19 protein-coding genes are annotated in these 21,067 nt (G+C 63.3%); 10 read left to right on the plus strand and 9 right to left on the minus strand.

All coding sequences use genetic code 11. The features are described from left to right. Positions 1–133 precede the first annotated feature (133 nt). Complete coding sequence (locus HX830_RS08370; RefSeq protein ID WP_177099754.1) at positions 134–475, minus strand: pilin assembly protein; 342 nt, start codon at positions 473–475, stop codon at positions 134–136. Between the two features lie 204 nt (positions 476–679). On the opposite strand from HX830_RS08370, the gene ppc reads away from it, so the two are divergent. The 6 genes from ppc to HX830_RS08400 all read left to right on the plus strand — a co-directional run bounded on the left by ppc (position 680) and on the right by HX830_RS08400 (position 7,279). Beyond that, positions 680–3,310, plus strand: a complete 2,631-nt coding sequence (ppc, locus tag HX830_RS08375; RefSeq protein WP_103497415.1) for a phosphoenolpyruvate carboxylase — start codon at positions 680–682, stop codon at positions 3,308–3,310. Positions 3,311–3,594: 284 nt separating this feature from the next. Next, entirely contained in the window at positions 3,595–4,242 is a 648-nt protein-coding gene (adk, locus tag HX830_RS08380; protein WP_100942394.1) for an adenylate kinase, read from the plus strand. Between the two features lie 93 nt (positions 4,243–4,335). Further along, a complete protein-coding gene (gene tsaB, locus HX830_RS08385) occupies positions 4,336–5,010 on the plus strand; it encodes a tRNA (adenosine(37)-N6)-threonylcarbamoyltransferase complex dimerization subunit type 1 TsaB (protein ID WP_177099756.1) in 675 nt (224 codons plus the stop codon). A gap of 222 nt (positions 5,011–5,232) precedes the next feature. After that, positions 5,233–5,532: a hypothetical protein gene (locus HX830_RS08390; protein WP_103497412.1), complete on the plus strand. Its 300-nt coding sequence runs from the start codon at positions 5,233–5,235 to the stop codon at positions 5,530–5,532. A gap of 13 nt (positions 5,533–5,545) precedes the next feature. Further along, positions 5,546–6,418 carry a DUF72 domain-containing protein gene (locus tag HX830_RS08395; RefSeq protein WP_177099759.1) on the plus strand — a complete coding sequence of 291 codons (873 nt, stop codon included), beginning with the start codon at positions 5,546–5,548 and terminating at the stop codon, positions 6,416–6,418. A gap of 33 nt (positions 6,419–6,451) precedes the next feature. Further along, complete coding sequence (locus HX830_RS08400) at positions 6,452–7,279, plus strand: isocitrate lyase/PEP mutase family protein (RefSeq protein WP_103497410.1); 828 nt, start codon at positions 6,452–6,454, stop codon at positions 7,277–7,279. Between the two features lie 8 nt (positions 7,280–7,287). Here the strand turns inward: HX830_RS08400 and HX830_RS08405 are convergent, their stop codons facing one another. Then, positions 7,288–7,902, minus strand: a complete 615-nt coding sequence (locus HX830_RS08405) for an energy transducer TonB (RefSeq protein WP_103497409.1) — start codon at positions 7,900–7,902, stop codon at positions 7,288–7,290. Positions 7,903–7,994: 92 nt separating this feature from the next. Here HX830_RS08405 and HX830_RS08410 point away from each other — a divergent pair, with 92 nt between their 5' ends. After that, positions 7,995–8,777, plus strand: a complete 783-nt coding sequence (locus tag HX830_RS08410; RefSeq protein ID WP_103497420.1) for a class I SAM-dependent methyltransferase — start codon at positions 7,995–7,997, stop codon at positions 8,775–8,777. Positions 8,778–8,933: 156 nt separating this feature from the next. Here the strand turns inward: HX830_RS08410 and HX830_RS08415 are convergent, their stop codons facing one another. Further along, complete coding sequence (locus tag HX830_RS08415) at positions 8,934–9,569, minus strand: TetR/AcrR family transcriptional regulator (protein ID WP_152740213.1); 636 nt, start codon at positions 9,567–9,569, stop codon at positions 8,934–8,936. Between the two features lie 93 nt (positions 9,570–9,662). Between HX830_RS08415 and HX830_RS08420 the strand changes: the two genes are divergently transcribed. Together HX830_RS08420 and HX830_RS08425 are read left to right on the plus strand one after the other, a co-directional pair. Beyond that, entirely contained in the window at positions 9,663–10,763 is a 1,101-nt protein-coding gene (locus tag HX830_RS08420) for an efflux RND transporter periplasmic adaptor subunit (protein ID WP_177099761.1), read from the plus strand. Between the two features lie 6 nt (positions 10,764–10,769). Beyond that, positions 10,770–13,835 (plus strand): efflux RND transporter permease subunit, encoded by a 3,066-nt coding sequence (locus HX830_RS08425; protein ID WP_177099763.1) that lies wholly within the window; start codon positions 10,770–10,772, stop codon positions 13,833–13,835. 206 nt (positions 13,836–14,041) lie between these two features. On the opposite strand, the gene HX830_RS08430 is transcribed toward HX830_RS08425, so the two are convergent. The 3 genes from HX830_RS08430 to plsB form a co-directional block, all read right to left on the minus strand. Continuing rightward, positions 14,042–14,731: a DUF4197 domain-containing protein gene (locus HX830_RS08430; protein ID WP_103497404.1), complete on the minus strand. Its 690-nt coding sequence runs from the start codon at positions 14,729–14,731 to the stop codon at positions 14,042–14,044. Between the two features lie 122 nt (positions 14,732–14,853). Next, positions 14,854–15,474 (minus strand): hypothetical protein, encoded by a 621-nt coding sequence (locus HX830_RS08435; RefSeq protein ID WP_177099765.1) that lies wholly within the window; start codon positions 15,472–15,474, stop codon positions 14,854–14,856. A gap of 126 nt (positions 15,475–15,600) precedes the next feature. Then, on the minus strand, positions 15,601–18,108 hold the full coding sequence (gene plsB, locus HX830_RS08440; protein ID WP_103497402.1) for a glycerol-3-phosphate 1-O-acyltransferase PlsB: 2,508 nt from the start codon (positions 18,106–18,108) through the stop codon (positions 15,601–15,603). 246 nt (positions 18,109–18,354) lie between these two features. On the opposite strand from plsB, the gene HX830_RS08445 reads away from it, so the two are divergent. Continuing rightward, positions 18,355–18,564, plus strand: coding sequence for a cold shock domain-containing protein (locus tag HX830_RS08445; protein ID WP_100942406.1), 210 nt, complete (start codon positions 18,355–18,357; stop codon positions 18,562–18,564). Positions 18,565–18,612: 48 nt separating this feature from the next. Here the strand turns inward: HX830_RS08445 and HX830_RS08450 are convergent, their stop codons facing one another. From HX830_RS08450 to dapE, 3 genes are all read right to left on the minus strand, one after another. After that, entirely contained in the window at positions 18,613–18,990 is a 378-nt protein-coding gene (locus HX830_RS08450; RefSeq protein ID WP_100942407.1) for a hypothetical protein, read from the minus strand. Between the two features lie 85 nt (positions 18,991–19,075). Then, a complete protein-coding gene (locus tag HX830_RS08455) occupies positions 19,076–19,885 on the minus strand; it encodes a putative RNA methyltransferase (RefSeq protein ID WP_177099767.1) in 810 nt (269 codons plus the stop codon). Beyond that, positions 19,885–21,036, minus strand: coding sequence for a succinyl-diaminopimelate desuccinylase (gene dapE / locus HX830_RS08460; protein WP_103497400.1), 1,152 nt, complete (start codon positions 21,034–21,036; stop codon positions 19,885–19,887). The genes HX830_RS08455 and dapE overlap by 1 nt, the downstream gene beginning before the upstream one ends. Positions 21,037–21,067: the final 31 nt, after the last annotated feature.

A 21,067-nucleotide genomic window follows, 5' to 3' on the forward strand; every position in this document is an offset into this window, starting at 1 on the left:
AGGGCTTGCTCGCGAAGAGGCCCTTGAGGCCGCTAAAAGCTTCGCGGGCAAGCCCTGCTCCTACAGGTCCGTGTTGGCCGTAGTGACGCCTCAAGGAACAGGGTGCTATCCGCAAGGGGAATCGCGTCAGGCTTTAATGTTTCGGTTTGTCCTGGGACGCCAGGTCATGCAGATGTCGTCGCGACAGCGAGAGAAAACGCGGTGTCGGCCCGACGTCCTCATAAAGGGGGTCACCTTCTTCGTCGGTGGCCACCACCAGTGAGCCCTGGATATAGGGGAAACTGGCTTCCAGTTCCTCCAGCGCCGCGCCGATCAGCTCGCCGAGCAGTTCTTCCGGGCGCCGTTTGGGGTACATGTCGATCACCGCCGCCAGTCGCGCCGCAGCTTCCACATCCAGATGAATGACATAGCCGGTGTCGGTCAACCGACCCTTGGCGTTTTCTTCCCAGTGCTGGGCAAGCTCGCGGATTTTCATATCGACCTCAATTCGCACCCGTTGATAGCGGGTATTGATGAGTGACCGGCCTGTACCGGCGATAAAGCCTTCGTGAGGCTTATTATCAGACTAGTTCTATGTGACGAGGTTCAGTGGGGATTTTTGCCAGGCTTGTAAGCGTTCGCCGCGCTGGTGCACTCTTGAGCCTGTGAGCCATCTCAGCGTCCCCCGGAGAGTCTGTCGATGTCCGATATTGATGTACGTTTGCGTGAAGACGTCCACCTGTTAGGTGAACTGTTGGGCAATACCATCCGTGACCAGCACGGTGACGAATTCCTCGACAAGATCGAGCGTATCCGCAAGGGCGCCAAGGCCGACCGCAGCGGTTCGGCGAATGCCGAGCTCAGTGCCAGCCTCGACAGCCTCGGCGACGACGAGCTGCTGCCGGTGGCCCGGGCCTTCAACCAGTTTCTCAACCTGGCCAATATCGCCGAGCAATATCAGTTGATTCACCGCCGCGACGAGTCGCAGCCAGCGCCTTTCGAGTCGCGGGTGCTGCCGGAGTTGCTGGCGCGGCTGCTAGCCGAAGGCCATGGCGCCGAATCCCTGGCACGGCAACTGGGCCGCCTGGAGATCGAACTGGTGCTCACCGCGCACCCCACCGAGGTGGCGCGGCGTACCCTGATCCAGAAATACGATGCGATTGCCGCGCAATTGGCCGAGCAGGACCACCGCGACCTCACCGCTGCCGAACGCGAGCAGATCCGCCAGCGCTTGCAGCGACTGATCGCCGAAGCCTGGCACACCGAGGAAATCCGCCGGACCCGGCCGACCCCGGTGGACGAGGCCAAATGGGGCTTCGCGGTGATCGAGCATTCCCTCTGGCAGGCCATTCCGCACTACCTGCGCAAAGCCGACCGGGCGCTGTTCGCGGCCACCGGCCTGCACCTGCCCCTGGAAGCCGCGCCGATTCGATTTGCTTCCTGGATGGGCGGCGACCGTGACGGTAACCCCAATGTGACGGCCAAGGTCACCCGTGAGGTTCTGCTGCTGGCCCGCTGGATGGCGGCGGACCTCTATCTGCGTGATGTCGACCAGTTGGCCGCCGAGTTGTCGATGCAGCAGGCCAGCGAGGCCCTGCTTGCCCGCGCCGGTGAGAGCGCCGAACCTTACCGCGCCGTGCTCAAACAATTACGTGAGCGGCTGCGGGCTACCCGCAATTGGGCCCAGGCCTCCCTCGCTACGACGCAACCGGCACCGGACGAAGTCCTGCAGAACAACCGCGAACTGCTCGAACCGTTGCAACTCTGCTACCAGTCCTTGCACGAGTGCGGCATGGGCGTGATTGCCGACGGCCCGTTGCTCGATTGCCTGCGCCGGGCGGTGACCTTCGGCCTGTTCCTGGTGCGCCTGGACGTGCGCCAGGACTCTTCCCGTCACGCCGCCGCCATGACCGAGATCACCGACTATCTGGGGCTGGGCCGTTACGAAGACTGGAATGAAGAAGATCGCCTGACCTTCCTGATGCGCGAGCTGGCCAATCGCCGCCCGCTATTGCCGGCCTATTTCAAACCTTCCGCGGACACCGCCGAAGTGCTGGCGACCTGCCGGGAAGTCGCTGCGGCGCCGGCCGCCTCCCTCGGATCCTACGTCATCTCCATGGCCGGTGCCGCCTCCGATGTGCTGGCGGTGCAGTTGCTCCTCAAGGAGTCCGGCGTGCTGCGGCCGATGCGCGTGGTGCCGTTGTTCGAAACCCTGGCCGACCTGGATAACGCCGGTCCCGTGATGGAGCGGCTGTTGCTGCTGCCGGGCTATCGCGCGCGCCTGCAAGGTCCGCAGGAAGTGATGATCGGCTACTCCGATTCGGCCAAGGACGCCGGCACCACGGCGGCGGCCTGGGCGCAGTATCGGGCCCAGGAACGGCTGGTGGAGATCTGTCGCGAGCAGCAGGTCGAACTGCTGTTGTTCCATGGTCGTGGCGGCACCGTCGGCCGTGGCGGCGGTCCGGCCCACGAGGCCATCCTGTCGCAGCCGCCGGGTTCGGTGGCGGGGCGTTTTCGCACCACCGAGCAGGGCGAAATGATTCGTTTCAAGTTCGGCCTGCCGGACATCGCCGAACAGAATCTCAACCTCTACCTGGCCGCCGTGCTCGAAGCCACCTTGCTGCCGCCGCCGCCGCCGCAACCGGCCTGGCGTAAATTGATGGATGAATTGGCCGCGGACGGTGTCAGTGCCTACCGCGCCGAGGTGCGCGACAATCCGCAGTTCGTCGAGTATTTCCGCCAATCCACCCCGGAACAGGAGCTTGGGCGCCTGCCGTTGGGCAGCCGTCCGGCCAAGCGCCGCGCCGGCGGAATCGAAAGCTTGCGGGCGATTCCGTGGATTTTCGGTTGGACCCAGACGCGCCTGATGTTGCCCGCCTGGCTCGGCTGGGAAGCGGCGCTGCGCAAGGCACTGGCACGGGGTGAAGGCGAGCTGTTGGCGCAGATGCGTGAGCAATGGCCGTTTTTCCGCACCCGTATCGACATGCTGGAAATGGTCCTGGCCAAGGCCGACAGCGATATCGCCCGCTCCTATGACGAACGTCTGGTGGATGCCGAACTACTGCCATTGGGTGTGCACTTACGCGACCTATTGTCGCAGGCGTGCGCGGTGGTACTGGGTTTGACCGGCCAGTCGCAACTGCTGGCCCATAGCCCTGAGACCCTGGAGTTCATTCGTCTGCGCAACACCTACCTGGACCCGCTGCACCGGTTGCAGGCCGAGCTGCTGGCTCGTTCGCGGCGCAAGGAAACGGCCCAGGACAGCCCTCTGGAACAGGCTTTGCTGGTGTCTGTGGCGGGGATTGCCGCCGGGCTGCGCAATACTGGCTAAGGTGTGTGGGAAGAGTTGCCCTATGTAATGGGACAAAAGCGACCGTCCAGTCAGGGGCGGTCGTTTTTGTGTGGCGGCGCTTTATTGGCGGGGGCGACCCGGCATAGCAGGTTTCACCGCTTGTGCAGGCATGAGTGACTGCGACTTTCGGCGGCTTGTGTGGCTCCGGTCGGCTGTGTATCTTGATCAGCCTTTGGCCGTTTTGCGGCCATGACCCTATTTTTGAGATTGGCCCCACGAGGCGAATCCGAGCGTTTCTAAATAAAAAATTGAGGAGCACATCGATGCGCGTCATTCTGCTGGGAGCTCCCGGGGCCGGTAAAGGTACTCAGGCTAAGTTCATCACCGAGAAATTCGGCATCCCGCAAATCTCCACTGGCGACATGCTGCGCGCCGCGGTCAAGGCCGGCACCGAGCTGGGCCTCAAGGCCAAGGGCATCATGGACGCCGGCGGGCTGGTCTCCGACGACCTGATCATCGCGTTGGTCAAGGACCGTATCGCCCAGGCCGACTGCGCCAAGGGTTTCCTGTTCGACGGTTTCCCGCGCACCATTCCCCAGGCGGAAGCCCTGGTGGATGCCGGTGTCGAGCTGGACTACGTGGTCGAGATCGCCGTCGATGACGAAGAGATCGTCCAGCGCATCGCCGGCCGTCGTGTTCACGAGGCTTCCGGGCGCGTCTACCACACCGTCTACAACCCGCCGAAAGTCGAAGGCAAGGACGACCTGACCGGGGACGACCTGGTCCAGCGCAAGGACGACACCGAAGAAACCGTGCGTCATCGCCTGTCGGTCTACCACTCCCAGACCAAGCCGCTGGTGGATTTCTACCAGAAGCTCTCGGCCGCCCAGGGCAAACCGAAGTACAGCCATATCGCCGGTGTCGGCTCCGTGGAATCGATCACCAGCAAGGTGCTTGAAGCCCTGAGCTGATCGCTGTAGCTGCTATGTGTACAACAGCCCGCTTGCGGGCTGTTGTTGTTTATACTGTTGCACTTTTTTCATTTCGACCTGACGGATACATCGATGAGCACCTTGCTGGCCCTGGACACCGCGACTGAAGCCTGCTCCGTCGCCTTGCTGCATGACGGCAAGGTGACGAGCCACTACGAGGTGATTCCGCGCCTGCATGCGCAAAAGCTCCTGCCGATGATCCAGCAGTTGCTGGCCGACGCGGGTATCAGCCTGTCGGCGGTGGATGCGATTGCTTTTGGCCGTGGTCCCGGGGCCTTTACCGGGGTGCGGATTGCCATCGGTGTGGTTCAGGGGCTGGCGTTTGCCCTGGAGCGTCCGGTGTTGCCGGTGTCGAACCTGGCGGTGCTGGCGCAGCGGGCCTTTCGCGAGCGCGGTGTGCGCCAGGTGGCCGCGGCCATCGATGCGCGGATGGACGAGGTGTATTGGGGCTGCTATCGCGAAGAAGCCGGGGAAATGCGTCTGGCCGGGGTCGAGGCGGTGCTGGCTCCGCAACTGGCGGCCTTGCCGGACGATGCCGCTGGCGAGTGGTTCGGCGCGGGCACGGGTTGGGGTTATGGCGAGCGGATCCAGGTCGCGTTGAGCGGCCAGGATGCCAGCCTGCTGCCCCACGCCGAGGATCTGTTGAGTCTGGCGCGTTTTGCCTGGGCGCGCGGCGAAGCCATTCCGGCCGACGAGGCCCAGCCGGTTTACCTGCGCGACAAGGTGGCGACGCCCAAGGCCCGCTGACGCCGGGCGGCAACTGATAAAATTCAGGCTAAACTGAACGTTAAACCGATCACCCGAAAAAACGCCCAGATAGTCAAAAATGTGCCGTTCGTCATGTTTTCCCCACCCAGGCGCCAGGGTGTGAAAACCTTTTTCAGGTTCTGTGGTCCAGTTATCACTCGGGCAATAGCTAAGTGCGGTGCGTGCTGCTAAATTGCCATCATCGACACCGAGCATGCCCCAATGCGTATAGACGGCGTTTCCTCACAGTCCTACCCCATCAAGCGCAAACCGCGCAAAGGCAGCGTCGTGGTCGACGACGAGGCCGATGTTTCGGAGGGCGATAGCGAGGATCTCTCCGAGGTGGCCGCCCGCGCCGAAGCGGCCGGTAGCCGCCTGGCCAACCTGCCGGCCCGTCCGCAGGACATGATCTTCCATCGCGCCATGAGCAAAAGCGTCGCCAACGCCCTGGCCAGCTACCTGACCACCGCCGGTTTCGTCGAGTGGGACATGGAAGTGTTGGGGCTCGACCTGCATATCTGATTTAATCGGGTCGATGACTGATCCTGTCCTGCTGCCTTATTTCCTCGGTTGCCCCTCCTGGAGCGAAAACGCCTGGCGCGAGTACCTGTACCCGCCCACCGCGCGCACGAGCGATTTTCTCGACCTGTACGCCCAGGTGTTCAACGCCGTCGAAGGCAACACCACCTTCTACGCACGGCCCGCGTCCGCCACGGTAGAACGCTGGGCGCAGACCATGCCCGCACACTTTCGCTTCACCGCCAAGTTTCCTCGGGATATCAGCCATGGCGGTGATCTGCGTGAGCAGGTCCAGGCGGCTGAAGACTTCCTGCAACTGCTCAAGCCGCTGGGACCGCGGGTGGCGCCGCTGTGGCTGCAATTGCCGGCCAGTTTTGCGCCGCAGCGCCTGGCCGAGCTGGTCGGGTTTATCGACGCGCTGGAGCGCCCGTTGGCGATTGAAGTCCGTCATCGTGATTTCTTCGCCAAGGGCGACGCCGAGCGGATGCTCAACCGCCTGCTGCTGGACCGGGGTGTCGAACGGATCTGCCTCGATCCACGGGCGCTGTTCAGTTGCACTTCCACCGATGCCTCGGTGCTGCACGCCCAGTCGAAAAAGCCCAAGGTGCCACCCCGGCCGGCAGCGTTCACGCTGTTTCCGCAGGTGCGTTTTATCGGGCACCCGGAACTGGAGGCCAATGAGCCTTTCCTGACGCCCTGGGTCGAAAAGGTCGCCGGCTGGATCGAGGAGGGGCGCACGCCCTACGTGTTTCTGCATACCTCCGACAACCGCCTCGCACCGGCGCTGGCGCAACGTTTCCATGCTCGGCTGATGGCGCGTCTGCCTGGCTTGCCGGCGCTGCCTGAGCTATACAGAGGGCCCGCCACGGAGCAACTCGGCTTGCTCTGAGGGCATCACACTCTCTTTGCCAGGAGTCGACCCATGGATGCGCAAACCCTTCGAGCCCAAGCCTTCAAGGCCCTGCACGAACGTGACGGAGCCTTTGTGATTCCCAATCCCTGGGATGCCGGTTCGGCAAAGATGCTCGCCGCACTGGGCTTCGAGGCGTTGGCCACCACCAGCGCGGGCCTGGCGTTTTCCCTTGGACGTCCGGATGCGGAAGGGGCCAACTCGCTGAACGATACGCTGGAAAACGCGCGGAGCATTGTCCTGGCCACGACGCTGCCGGTGGCGGCCGATCTGGAAAATGGTTTTGCCCACAGCCCCGCCGGGTGTGCCGAGGCGATTTTGCGGGCGGCCGAAGCCGGCTTGGTGGGGGGCTCGATCGAAGACGCCAGTGGTCATGCCGAGGACCCCATCTATGAATTCAACCACGCGGTAGAACGGGTCGAGGCCGCGGTTGCCGCGGCCCGCAGCCTGTCGTTCCCCTTCATGCTCACGGCGCGGGCGGAGAACCTGCTGCACGGGCGCCAGGATCTGCCGGATACGATTCGCCGTTTGCAGGCGTTCGCCGAGGCCGGTGCCGACGTGCTGTATGCGCCAGGCCTGCGCACGCGTGAGGAGATCCAGGCGGTGGTCAAGGCCGTGGCGCCCAAGCCGGTAAATGTATTGATGTCGGGCGGGGTCAACCTGTCGGTGACCGAGTTGGGCGAACTGGGAGTCAAGCGCATCAGTGTCGGTTCGGCGTTGGCCCGGGCGGCGTACGGCGCCTTCTATCGGGCGGCCGAGGAGATGCGTGGGCAGGGGACGTTCAGCGCGCTGGATCAGGCCATGCCCTTTGCGCGGATCAATCAGATGTTCAAGAACTAGGTAAACACTCAGGCCGCGAGGCGCAGGTTCTGTGCCACCAGCGGACGGGCCCAGTTCAGGTCGTAGTCCATGGCTTTCTGCTGCTTGACCAGGGTTTCTTCGTCGAACGGCACATGCGGCTCCAGCAGATCCAGCTCGAACTCGGCAATCGGCAGGTGCAGCGGACGCGCTTGCGGCGCGGGGCCCGGTGCTGGCAGCGGCTGGCCGGCGTTGAGGACGATAGGGCGAACCCAGCCGCTTTCGAAATCCTGCTGTTTCTGTTGCGCGACAACTTCTTCCGGCGGGTAAGGCACGGGCCGCTTCAGCAGGTCCAGATCGAATTCGGCAATCGGCAGGAACAGCGGCTCCGGCGGACGGACCGGGGTGTCCTTTACGTCACACTGGCGCTGGTCGACGATCTGCGCCAGCAGCTCGGCACCGGCGGTGGGCTCCACCGGGCCGTCGACCGGCAGTTGTGCCTGGACATTCTTTGCATCCGCCGCGTCCCCGACCTGTTCGGCCAGCGCCCGGGCAAAGAAATCTTGCCACAGGTGACTGACACCGCTCAGTGCCTGGGAATTGCGCAGGCCATAATTGTCGACGGGCGACAGATAACCTATGGATGTAGTGCGAATGTCTGACATGGCTCTCGAGTGACGCTCAGGTCTGGCAAAATGCTGGATAATGTTTTTATCGGCAGCTTTTGCCGATCATTAAATTTTTGAGCGTGTTTTTCATGAGTGAGCAGCAAGCACCGGTCCGTATCAGAGTCGAGGCCCTGGCCGAAGGGTTGCAATCCCGGGCCGAAGCCTGGGCCGAACGCCTCGGTTTGCCGTTGCAGGAAGCCGAAGCGGAGTTCGCTTTGCAGGTGTCGGAGCAGGGGTTGCAGTTGCAGCAACTGGGACCTGAGGCGCCTGGACCGGTCCGGGTGGACTTTGTCGAAGGCGGCGCGGCGCACCGGCGTCTGTATGGCGGCGGCAGCGGGCAGATGATCGCCAAGGCCGTGGGCATTCAACCGGGCGTACGGCCGCGGGTGCTGGACGCCACTGCTGGCTTGGGCAAGGATGCGTTCGTGCTGGCGAGCCTGGGCTGCGAGATGAGCCTGATCGAGCGCCAGCCGCTGATTGGCGCCTTGCTCGAGGATGGCCTGGCCCGTGGGTTGGAAGATTTCGACGTGGCGCCGATTGTTTCGCGCATGCACTTGCTCAAGGGCAATTCGATCGAGGTGATGCGCAATTGGGAAGGCGAGGCGCCCCAGGTGATCTACCTGGACCCGATGTTTCCTCACCGTGAGAAAACCGCCCTGGTGAAGAAGGAAATGCGCCTGTTCCGCCCGTTGGTGGGCGATGACCCGGATGCGCCGGCATTGCTGGAGGCGGCACTGGCCCTGGCGACCCATCGGGTGGTGGTCAAGCGCCCGCGCAAGGCGCCGTGTATCGACGGGCCGAAACCGAGCCATGGCCTGGACGGCAAGTCGAGTCGCTATGACATCTACCCGAAGAAAGCCCTGAAGCCTTGAAAGCAGGCTTGGCGTGACGGTTTGGGCGATCTTGAGGGCCTCATCGCGAGCAAGCTTGCTCCTACAGGATTTGTGTCGTGAGCACCGTCTATGCAGTACGCAAAACTTGTAGGAGCAAGCTTGCTCGCGATAGCGGTCTGACAGGCGCCCGAGTGCTCAAGGCCGGTAGGCGCGCATGAACAACCCCACCACCTCGCGCACATGGGCTTCGCCCTCGGCCTCGCTCGGCGGCTCGCCGCAGCCGTAGAGCAGGCGGAAGTTCGCCGCGCCCTTGAGCAGGCAGAAGAAGTGCTCGGCGGCGTAGTGCGGCTTGTCGATCACCAGGGCACCGCCCTGGTTGATCCGACTCAGCAGCCGCTCCATCTCCGTGAGCATGCGTTGGGGCCCGGCCTCGAAGAAGATCTGCGAGAGCTTCGGGTCCTGGCTGCCCAGGGCCATGATCAGCCGATGCAGGTTCACCGACTCGTCACTGTTGATCAGGTGATGAAAACCCCGGGCGATGTTCAGCAGAATGCTTTCCACCGGCACGCCTTCGGGCAGGGCGAAAAACAGCTCGGGCAGCTGTTCTGCGCATTTGGCCACCACGGCAGCGGAGAACAGTGTCTCCTTGTCGTTGAAATGGCTGTACACCGTCAGCTTTGAAACACCTGCTGCTGCAGCGACTGCGTCCATGCTGGTGCTGGCGTATCCATTACTCAGGAACAGATCTTTCGCCGCTTGCAGGACGGCCTGGCGTTTTGCCAGGTCCTTGGGGCGGCCGGGGCCGCTGGGCACTGAAAGATTGTCGGACATTTTCTTAGTTAATACTGGACTGGTGAGTTTGGTATTAATACCATACTGGCCAGTATAAATATTCTGAGCACCATTAGCGAAAGGTCCTACACCATGCTCCGCTATGTCATGCCCCTTGCGTTGCCCGTCAGTTTAGCCCTTTTCCTGGCCGGTTGTGGTCATGAAGAGCCGGCCCAGGTCAGCGTTCGTCCCGCGATGGTGGTGCAGCCACAGCCTTCGGCCCAGGCCATGGACAGTTATCCTGGCGAAGTGCGGGCGCGTTTCGAGCCCGACCTGGCCTTTCGTATCGGTGGCAAGGTCAGTCGACGACTGGTGGAGGAGGGCGAGCGGGTCAAGGCCAACCAGCCCCTGGCGGAGCTCGACCCGCAGGACGTGCGCCTGCAACTGGAAGCGACTCGTGCCCAGGTTGCGGCCGCCGAGGCCAACCTGAACCTGGTGCGCTCCGAGCGTGATCGCTACAAGACCTTGCTCGACCGACAGATGGTCAGCCGCTCGCAGTACGACAACGCGGAAAACCTCTACCGCTCCGGTGAAGCCCGCCTCAAGCAGATCAAGGCCGAGTTCGACGTGTCCAGCAACCAGGCCGGTTATGCCGTGTTGCGTGCGCCCCAGGACGGTGTAGTCGCCAAGCGCCTGGTGGAAGTCGGCCAGGTGGTCGCCGCCGGCCAGACGGTCTTTACCCTGGCCGCCGACGGCGAGCGTGAAGTGCTGATCAGCTTCCCGGAGCAGGCTTTCGGACGGTTCAAGATCGGCCAGGATGTGGCCGTGGAACTCTGGTCGCAGCCGGACCAGCGTTTCAACGGGCGGATCCGCGAGTTGTCGCCGGCCGCCGACCCCAAGTCGCGGACCTTCGCCGCCCGTATCGCCTTCAGCGCCGGCAAGGTGCCGGCTGAGTTGGGACAGAGCGCCCGGGTGTTTATCCAGGCCGCCGGTGTGGTGCCGTTGTCGGTGCCGCTGTCGGCGGTGACCGCGGAAAACGGTGCGACCTATGTCTGGCGGGTCCAGGCGGACAACACCCTCAAACGGACCCCGGTGCGGGTCGGTGCCTTTGGCGAAAAGACCGTGCCGGTGTTCGAAGGCCTTTCGGCCAGCGATTGGGTGGTGGCGGCCGGGGTGCATGTGCTCCATGACGGCGACCTGGTTCGCCCGGTGGATCGCTCCAACCGCGTGGTCAATCTGGCGGCCAAGGAGTAGTCCCCGATGGGTTTCAATCTTTCCGAATGGGCGTTGCGTAATCGCCAGATCGTACTGTTCCTGATGATTCTGCTCGCGCTGGTCGGGGCCTTGTCCTACACCAAGCTGGGGCAGAGCGAAGACCCGCCGTTCACCTTCAAGGCCATGGTCATCAAGACCAACTGGCCGGGGGCCACGGCCCAGGAAGTCTCGCGGCAAGTCACCGAACGCATTGAAAAGAAGCTGATGGAGACCGGCGAGTACGAGAAAATCATCTCCTTCTCCCGGCCAGGGGAATCCCAGGTGACCTTCATGGCCCGGGACTCGATGCATTCCTCGGAGGTTCCCGACCTCTGGTACCAGGTCCGCAAGAAGATCGGCGATATCCGCCAGACCTTGCCGCCGGATATCCAGGGGCCGTTTTTCAACGATGAGTTCGGCACCACCTTCGGCAATATCTACGCCCTGACCGGCGAGGGTTTCGACTACGCCGTGCTCAAGGACTACGCCGACCGTATCCAGATCCAGTTGCAGCGGGTCAAGGACGTGGGCAAGGTCGATCTGCTCGGTCTGCAGGACGAAAAGGTCTGGATCGAACTCTCCAACGTCAAGCTGGCGACCCTTGGTCTGCCGCTGAGTGCGGTGCAGCAGGCCCTGCAGGAGCAGAATGCGGTGTCCACCGCCGGCTTCTTCGAGACCCCGACCGAGCGTGTGCAACTGCGGGTCAGCGGTAACTTCAAGACCGTCGACGAGATCAAGAACTTCCCGATCCGCGTCGGTGACCGCACCTTCCGTATCAGCGATGTCGCCGAGGTGCACCGTGGCTTCAACGATCCACCGGCACCGCGCATGCGCTTCATGGGCGAAGACGCGATCGGCCTGGCGGTGGCAATGAACGAGGGCGGCGATATCCTGGTGCTGGGCAAGGCACTGGAGGTCGAGTTCGCGCGTATCCAGAAAAACCTGCCGGCGGGGATGAAACTGAGCAAGGTCTCCGACCAGCCGGCGGCAGTGAAGACCGGCGTCGGTGAGTTCGTCCAGGTACTGGTGGAAGCCCTGGTCATTGTGTTGCTGGTAAGTTTCTTCTCCCTGGGTGTGCGCACCGGGATGGTAGTGGCGCTGGCGATTCCGCTGGTGCTGGCGATGACCTTTGCCGCCATGTACTACCTGGGCATCGGCCTGCACAAGATCTCTCTCGGCGCGCTGGTACTGGCCCTCGGCTTGCTGGTGGATGACGCAATCATTGCCGTGGAGATGATGGCGATCAAGATGGAGCAGGGCTTCGACCGCCTCAAGGCGGCGAGTTTTGCCTGGACCAGCACGGCGTTCCCGATGCTCACCGGCACCCTGATCACCGCCGCCGGTTTCCTGCCGATTGCCACCGCGCAGTCGGGCACTGGCGAATACACCCGCTCGATTTTCCAGGTGGTGACCCTGGCCCTGCTGGCGTCGTGGATCGCGGCGGTGGTGTTCGTGCCTTACCTGGGGGAAAAGCTGCTGCCGGACCTGGCGAAGATCCACGCCGCCAAGCATGGCAGCGAACAACCGGACCCTTATGGCACACCGTTTTACCAGCGTGTCAGGCGTATGGTGGAGTGGTGCGTACGCCGTCGTAAAACCGTGATCGTGCTGACTGTCGCGCTGTTTATCGGCTCGTTGCTGCTGTTCCGCTTTGTGCCGCAACAGTTCTTCCCGGCCTCGGGGCGGCTGGAGCTGATGGTCGACCTGAAGCTGGCCGAAGGCGCGTCCCTGAACAACACCACCGAACAGGTTGCGCGTCTGGAAGCCCTGCTCAAGGATCATCCCGGTATCGACAACTATGTCGCCTATATCGGTACCGGTTCGCCGCGTTTCTACCTGCCGCTGGACCAGCAATTGCCGGCCACCAGCTTTGCCCAGTTCGTCGTGCTGGCCAAGAGCATCGAGGATCGGGAAGTGCTGCGCACCTGGCTGATCAAGGTCCTCGACGAGCAGTTCGCCGATGTGCGCGGACGCGTGACACGCCTGGAGAACGGACCGCCCGTGGGTTATCCGGTGCAGTTCCGGGTGACCGGCGAGCATATCGAAGTGGTCCGTGCCCTGGCGCGCAAGGTGGCGGCCAAGGTCCGTGAGAATCCGCACGTGACCAATGTGCACCTGGACTGGGAAGAGCCGAGCAAGGTGGTCTACCTGAACGTCGATCAGGACCGGGCCCGGGCGCTGGGGGTGAGTACTTCGAACCTGTCGCGCTTCCTGCAACTGTCGCTGACCGGTTCGACCGTCAGCCAGTATCGCGAGGACAACGAGTTGATCGAAATCCTTATGCGCGGCACTGTCCAGGAGCGCAACCAGTTGTCGGCATTGCCGAGCCTGGCGGTACCGACGGACAACGGCACCAGCGTGGCGCTGTCGCAGATCGCGACCCTGGAGTACGGTTTCGAGGAAGGCATTATCTGGCACCGCAACCGCTTGCCGACCGTGACGATCCGCGCCGACATCTACGGCCAGGAGCAGCCCCTGAGCCTGGTCAAGCAGATCATGCCGACCCTGGATCCGGTTCGCGCCGAGTTGCCGGACGGCTACCTGCTGGAGGTCGGTGGTACCGTGGAGGATTCGGAGCGCGGCCAGGCCTCGGTGAATGCCGGCGTGCCACTGTTCATAGTGGTGGTACTGACCTTGTTGATGCTGCAACTGCGCAGCTTCTCGCGGGTGGCGCTGGTGTTCCTCACCGCGCCGCTGGGGCTGATCGGGGTGACCCTGTTCCTGCTGGTGTTCCGCCAACCGTTCGGTTTTGTCGCGATGCTCGGGACCATTGCCCTGTCGGGGATGATCATGCGCAACTCGGTGATCCTGGTGGACCAGATCGAACAGGATATCCGCGCGGGCATGTCGCAATGGCAGGCAATTATCGAAGCGACGGTGCGGCGTTTCCGCCCCATCGTGCTGACCGCCCTGGCGGCGGTGCTGGCGATGATTCCGCTGTCGCGCAGCGTGTTCTACGGACCGATGGCCGTGGCGATCATGGGCGGTTTGATCGTGGCGACGGCCTTGACCCTGCTGTTCCTGCCGGCACTGTATGCGGGGTGGTTCAGGGTGAAGAAGACGGCCCCCTAAAGCGCGGCCGTTTTGTAGAGCCTGGCTTGCCAGCGAAGCTTTTGGCGATCTTGAGGGCCTCTTCGCGGGCAAGCCCTGCTCCTACAGGTTTTTGTCGTATGCAATATAGGTGATCGACTCGGTCATGTAGGAGCCTGGCTTGCCAGCGAAGCTTTTGGCGATCTTGCAGACCTTATCGCTGGCAAGACAGTTCAAGGGGGGAGGTGTCAGAGCGCGCCAAACACCTTCTTCGCCAGGCTGGTGGCCGCCGCCGCCGGGTTGGCGCGGATGTCTTCTTCCTTCTGGGCGATCATCTTGAACAGGCCGTCCAGGGCTTTTTCCGTTACGTAGCCTTCAACGTTGGCACTCTTGGCATCGAGTACGCCGAGGGTCGCCGCCTGCCCGGCGAACGAGTTGTATTGCTTGGCCAGGCCCACCTTGTCGGTAGCCTCCTTGACGATCGGCAGGAACTTGGCGCGAATCTGCTCACGGCTGGTCTTGTCCAGGTACTGAGTCGCCGAATCCTTGCCACCGGTGAGGATGCCCTTGGCATCGGTCACGGTCATTTTCTTCACGGCGTCCACCAGCAACGCCTGGGCCTGTGGCATGGCGGCTTCCGCCGCCTTGTTCATGCTGGCTTCCAGTTGATCGACCTGGGCGCCCATGCCGAACTGCTTCATCTTGCTGGCGACCTTGCCGAGGCTGCCCGGCAGTTCGATCTTCACCGCAGGGTTGTTGCTGAAACCACCCGGCTTGCCGAGGTTGGTCACGGCGGCGACGGCACCCTGGGCCAGCGCGTCCTTGAGGCCGCCGGAGGCTTCACCCTGGGAGAGGCTGCCCAGGGACAAGGCCAGGGCGTTGACGGAAATCAGCAGGCCTGCGCAGAGGCCGACCAGACGAAGGGAGGGACGGAGCATGGAAGCTTCCTTGTTGGGATCAGTGGGGAAATCCGTGGCGCCAGGAGAAACCTGGCGCCAGCCAGTAAGAATCTAACGGATTTATCGGCAAACACCAGTTTTCTACAGGTGTTGCCTGCCACTCAGGCGCTGAGGATCAGGCTCTGGGGTTTTTCTTTCAGCAGTACGACGCTGCGCGGAATGGGCTTCATGGTGAATTTACGGCGGCTGCCAAAGGTGCCCTGGGTCTCGTAGATCTGGCCCGGCTTGACCTTGTTCACGTCGTAGCGCAGGTAGCGCGGGATCGAGCCCTTGAAGAAGGTGATTTCCTCGCTGAGGACATGCACCGGAATACCCGGTTCGGTCTGGGCCACCAGCCTCAGGGTAGCCAGGGTGTTGTCCTGCGTGCCGATCATCGGCACCAGCGCCGCGCTGAGGTACAGGTACCCCGGTGGGCTCAGGTGAAAGGTTTCTTCCTGGTTGTCCCGGCGCCAGCGGAAGCTGTATTTGATGTCCGGCAGCAGCGAGGTGCCGGCGACACTCAGGTCGATGTCGATCTCGACCTTGCAGTTACGCTTGAGGTCCGCCGGCAGTTCGAAGGTAAAGCGCCACGGCGACTGGTCGGGTAGTTGCGCACTGGTCCAGGTTCCCAGCAGGGTGTCGCTGCAGCGGTTGCGCAGGGTGATACGGGTTTCGGCCTTGGCCGGGATCCTGTAGTCCGGTGGAAAGTGGAAAACAGCGGTCACGACGTTTTTTGCGGTCATCTCGATGTCCTTATCGAACGCGTCAAAGGCAACGCAAGATTGAGTCTACACGGGCCTTTGCGCTTGAAAACCGGCGGAGAAGCATCCTTGCTGCTTTACCGAATGGTCTGATGTGGGGGGTTCGTCTTATCCTACGTCAGAACCCGACTCGGGGTTCTGTTCGGCGGCATCTTCGCTGCGATGCAGGGCCACCTGGCGAATCGACAGGCGGATTTCCGCTGGCAGTACCCGTTTCGCCGCGCCCTCGGCCAGCTCGCCGAGCAGTTCGTGATAACCCAGTTTGCCGGCCGCGTCGCGGCGCAGTACATCGAGGTCGAGCAGGGTCTGGATAAAGTGGCGGAACAGGCTCTTGTCGAAGAATTCCGGGGCGTTCAGGCCATGGAGAATCGACAGGCGCTGGGCCATGACCGTACAGAGGTCTTCCAGTTCCTCGGCACTGATGCTGTGCTGGCCGCTGTTGAGCAGCAGCGAGATGGCCATGTAGAACCGTTGCAGGGTCTGGGCGATGCTCCGCGACAGCAGGGTCAGCAGCACGAAGTGCCGCGAGCTCGGTGCCGGGCGCAGGTAGACGTCATTCTCCAGGCGCAACAGGCCCTGTTCGACGAACGCCTCCAGCCATTGGTCGATCACCGCGTCCAGCTCGTCCAGTGACCAGCGGATAAACAGTTCCGCCTGCAGGTACGGATAGAGCGCGCGGCTGTAGCGCAGGATCTGTTCGCGGCTCATGCGCGAGGCGCTCTGGAAGAAGCTCGCCAGCAACGACGGCAGGGCGAAGATATGCAGCACGTTGTTGCGGTAATAGGTCATCAGGACGGCGTTCTGCTCGTCCAGATAGAGGATCTTGCCCAAGGCATCGCTTTGCTCGGCCAGCAGGTCCATGTCCTTGACGTGCTGGATCAGCGCGCGACCGTCGCCTTCCGGCAGGGTGGTGTGCGGCGAGTAGGGCACGCGGCGCAACAGCGCCAGGTAGAGGTCAAGGACCCGGGCCATGGCGCGGTCGTCGAGGGCCAGGCGGGTGGTCGAGAGCAGCGCCAGGGCCACCAGGTTCACCGGGTTGATCGCCGCGGCTTCGTTGAGGTGGCGGGCGACGCGCTCTCCAAGGCGGTTGGTGGTTTCATTGAGCCAGGCCGGGCGGAATTGCGGACCCAGTTCCTGGGCGCGCCAGTCCGGCTGTTCCTGATCGAGGAACTCGGCCAGCTTGATCGGCTCGCCGAAGTTGACCGCGACCTGGCCGAAGCGCTGCTTGAGTGCGCCGATGACCTTGAAGATGTCGAAGATCGATTCTTTCTTCTTGCTCGCGCCACGCAGTTCACCCAGGTAGGTGCGACCTTCGAGCACCCGCTCATAGCCGATATACACCGGGATGAAGACGATCGGCATGCGCGAGGAGCGCAGGAAGCTGCGCAGGGTGATGGCCAGCATGCCGGTCTTCGGCCGCAGCATGCGCCCGGTACGCGAGCGACCGCCTTCGACGAAGTACTCCACCGGGAAACCCTTGGTGAACAGGGTGTGCAGGTACTCGTTGAACACCGAGGTGTAGAGCGGGTTGCCCTTGAAGGTACGGCGCATGAAAAACGCCCCGCCGCGGCGCAGCAGGCTGCCGATCACCGGCATGTTGAGGTTGATCCCGGCGGCGATGTGCGGCGGGGTCAGGCCATTGCGAAACAGCAGGTACGACAGCAGCAGATAGTCGATATGGCTGCGATGGCAAGGCACGTAGATGACTTCATGGCCCTGGGCCACGGCCTGCACGCCTTCGATATGGTTGACCTTGATGCCGTCGTAGATCTTGTTCCAGAACCAGCTCAGCACCACTTCGAGGAAGCGGATGGCGGTGTAGGTGTAGTCCGAGGCGATCTCGTTGCCGTAGCGCAGGGCCTGGGCCTGGGCTTTTTCCACGGAGATGTTCTCGCGCTGGGCCTCCTCGAGGATTGCCTGGCGCACCATCGGCTCGTTGACCAGGCCCTTGACCAGGTTGCGCCGGTGGGAGATGTCCGGGCCGATCACCGCGGCCTTGAGGTTGCGCAGGTGTACCCGCAGGATCCGCTGGGCCATGCGCACGGTGCGCTCATGGCCCTTGTTGTGTTCGATCAGGCCGCGCAGGTGGATCGGCGCGGAAAACTGCACGCGGGTCTTGCGCCCGAGAATCAGGATGCTCATCAGGCGGCGCAGGCGACCGGTGACCGCCCAGCTGTCGGCGAACAGCAGTTTCCAGGGGCTCGATTCACTGTCCGGCGACTGGCCCCAGAACACGCTGACCGGGATGATCAGCGCGTCTTCGGCGGGGTTCTCGCTCAAGGCGCTGACCAGGCGGGTCAAGGTCGGTGGCGCGCCGCGCTTGTCCTGGCGACCGAGCCAGTCGGGTTCGGGGGTCAGGTAGAAGAACGCCGCAGGCTCCATGAGCGAACCGACCGACACCGGTAGCACCGGGCGCGGCAGGCCGGCCTTGGTGCATTCGCGGTCGACCACGGCCAGGTCGGTCAGCGAGGGCGATTGCAGGACGTAGAACACCGGCCGACTGCGGTCGAGGTCGAGAGTCAGCGACGATTGGTTGATCGTCTCCGAGCGCACCCACAGGTACAGGAGGCGGCGCAAGGTACCAAACACGAGACGGCGGAACGGGGAACGGGTCATACGGCTTCTGCAGGCAAATGGATTGAACCGAGCGTTTGCTCGGGGCGGCTAGTGTGCCGTATTCGTCAAAAATCGGCAAAAACGCGGCGAACTAATATTGATTGAGAGTTTTTTGACCTGTCTTATACTCGCTCGTTCGCCATGAACGGTAGGATTCATCCGCACAGCACGATGTTCTGGCGATGCTGCAGGCGGGGCCCGTCGAGCCGGGCCCACCCCAACAATAACAAGACGGAGTACGGATTCATGGCAACTCGCGAGACGGGCAATGTGAAGTGGTTCAACGATGCCAAGGGCTACGGCTTTATTCTGCGCGAAGACGGGGCGGATGTGTTTGTGCACTACCGCGCGATTCGTGGCGAAGGCCACCGCTCCCTGGCCGAAGGGCAGCAGGTGGAGTACGCGGTGGTGGAAGGCCAGAAAGGCCTGCAGGCCGAGGATGTGGTCGGGCTGTGAGTGAGAGGGGCTTGCTGTGGCAAGCCCCCTGCCCGGAGTCAGTGAGCGTCAGGCCGTACGCCAGGTGATCTCTTCTTCGCCATCGGCGCTGATGCGGATCCAGCGATCGGCCGTCTCCTCGCCCTCTTCCTCGACCCAGCTGCCCGGGGCACAACGCACTTCCACGTTCAGCGCGGCAAAGGCCGCGCGGGCGCAGGCGATGTCGTCGTCCCACGGGGTCTGGTCGCTTTCCAGGTACAGGCTGTTCCACTTGCCCACGGCCTTGGGCAACCAGGTCACCGGCACGCTGCCGGCCTGGCACTTCCAGGTCTGGCCTTTCTGGACCCAGTCGCTGCAAGGCCCCAGGGCGGCGCCGAGCCAGGCGGCAACGGCCTTGTGATCGACGTCGTCGTCCTTGAGGTAAATCTCGATATCGGGCTGGCGCATGGAAATCCTCGCTGCGGTTGTTCGAAAAATCCATTCGCGGATTTTGCCGGCCTTGAACCCGTGTCCAAGGCCATGAAGAGTGGGGTTATTGCAAAACGAAGTAATCGTAGCGCATCGACACGCTGACCTCGAACGGCTCCGGCTGTTCGATGACCTGCGCCCGGCGCTCGGCACTGGCTCGCCAGCCGTGGGGCGTCATGGCCAGCAGGTTCGCCCGGTCCTGGGCGCTGGCCAGGCTCAGCTTGAACTCCAGTACTTCGCTGTGTTGCAACGCCATGCCCTCCGGTACCAGGGCCAGGTGCTTGTCGTCAGTGTATTCGCGCACTTCATCGTACAGACGCTCGCGCAGTTCCATCAGGTGGCCGCTGGTCGGTCCGACTTTCATCAGGCCGCCACCGGGGCTCAGCAGGCGTTTGGCCTCCTGCCAGTCCAATGGGCTGAACACGCTGGCGATAAACTGGCAGCAGGCGTCGGCCAATGGCACCCGCGCCATGCTGGCGATCAACCAGGTCAGTTGCGGGTTGCGCCGGCAGGCACGCTTGACTGCCTCGCGGGAAATATCCAGCGCATAGCCGTCAGCCGCGGGCAGGGCCTCGGCCAGTTGCGCGGTGTAGTAGCCCTCGCCGCAGCCGATATCGACCCAGCGTCCCGGCGCCCGTTCGGCCGCCAGCTCCGCCAGGCGGCGGGCCACCGGCGCGTAGTGGCCGGCGTTGAGGAAGTCCCGTCGGGCTTCGACCATGGCCAGGTTGTCGCCCGGATCACGGCTGTTCTTGTGCTGGACCGGCAACAGATTCAGGTAACCCTGGCGTGCCCGATCGAAACGATGCCCGAGCGGACAGGCCACGCCGTTGTCGACCGCGCTCAGGGGTGCGCTGCAGAGGGGGCAGGTGAGCATCAGGCAAGCAACTTGATCAGGGTCTGGTAGTAGATTTCGGTCAGCACATCGAGGTCGCTGGCCAGGACCCGCTCGTTGACCTGATGAATGGTCGCGTTGACCGGGCCCAACTCGACCACCTGGGTGCCGAGGGTCGCGATAAAGCGCCCGTCGGAGGTGCCGCCGCTGGTGGAAGCCTTGGTGTCACGCCCGGTGATGGTCTTGATGCTCGCCGACACCGCATCGAGCAGCGCGCCCGGCTCGGTGAGGAACGGCAGGCCGGACAGCGCCCATTCCACGTGCCAGTCCAGGCCGTGTTTGTCGAGGATCGCCGCGACCCGCTGTTGCAGGCCTTCAACCGTGGACTCGGTGGAGAAGCGGAAGTTGAACAATGCCACCAGTTCGCCGGCGATCACGTTGGTCGCACCGGTCCCCGAGTTGAGGTTGGAAATCTGGAAACTGGTCGGTGGGAAGAAGGCGTTGCCATTGTCCCAATGCTCGGCGGCCAGTTCGGCCAGGGCCGGAGCGGCCAGGTGGATCGGGTTTTTCGCCAGGTGCGGGTAGGCCACATGGCCCTGTACGCCGCGCACGGTGAGGCGGGCGCCGAGGGAGCCACGGCGGCCGTTCTTCACCACGTCACCGACCAGGGTGGTGCTCGACGGTTCGCCGACGATGCACCAGTCCAGGCGCTCGCTACGGGCGGCCAGGCGCTCGACCACGGCCTTGGTACCGTGGTGGGCCGGGCCTTCTTCGTCGCTGGTGATCAGGAAGGCGACCGAACCGCGGTGGTCCGGATAGTCCGCGACAAAACGCTCGGCGGCCACCAGCATCGCGGCCAGGCTGCCTTTCATGTCGGCCGCGCCGCGACCGCAGAGCATGCCGTGCTCGTCGATCAAGGCATCGAACGGATCGTTCTGCCAGGCCTGCAGCGGACCTGTCGGTACCACGTCGGTGTGACCGGCGAAACACAGCACCGGGCCTTCATGCTTGCCGTGGGTGGCCCAGAAGTTGTCGACGTCCTCGATACGCATCGGCTCGAGCTTGAAACCGGCATCGCCCAGGCGCTGCATCATCAGCTTCTGGCAGTCGGCATCGACCGGGGTCACGGAAGGGCGGCGAATCAGGTCGCAAGCGAGTTGCAGGGTCGGCGAAAGGTCGGCGTGGGCCGTCATGGGAAAGCTCCGAAACGGGTATGTAGGAGCG

The sequence above is a fragment of the Pseudomonas gingeri genome, assembly GCF_013385425.1.
Taxonomy (GTDB): Bacteria; Pseudomonadota; Gammaproteobacteria; order Pseudomonadales; family Pseudomonadaceae; genus Aquipseudomonas; species Aquipseudomonas gingeri_D.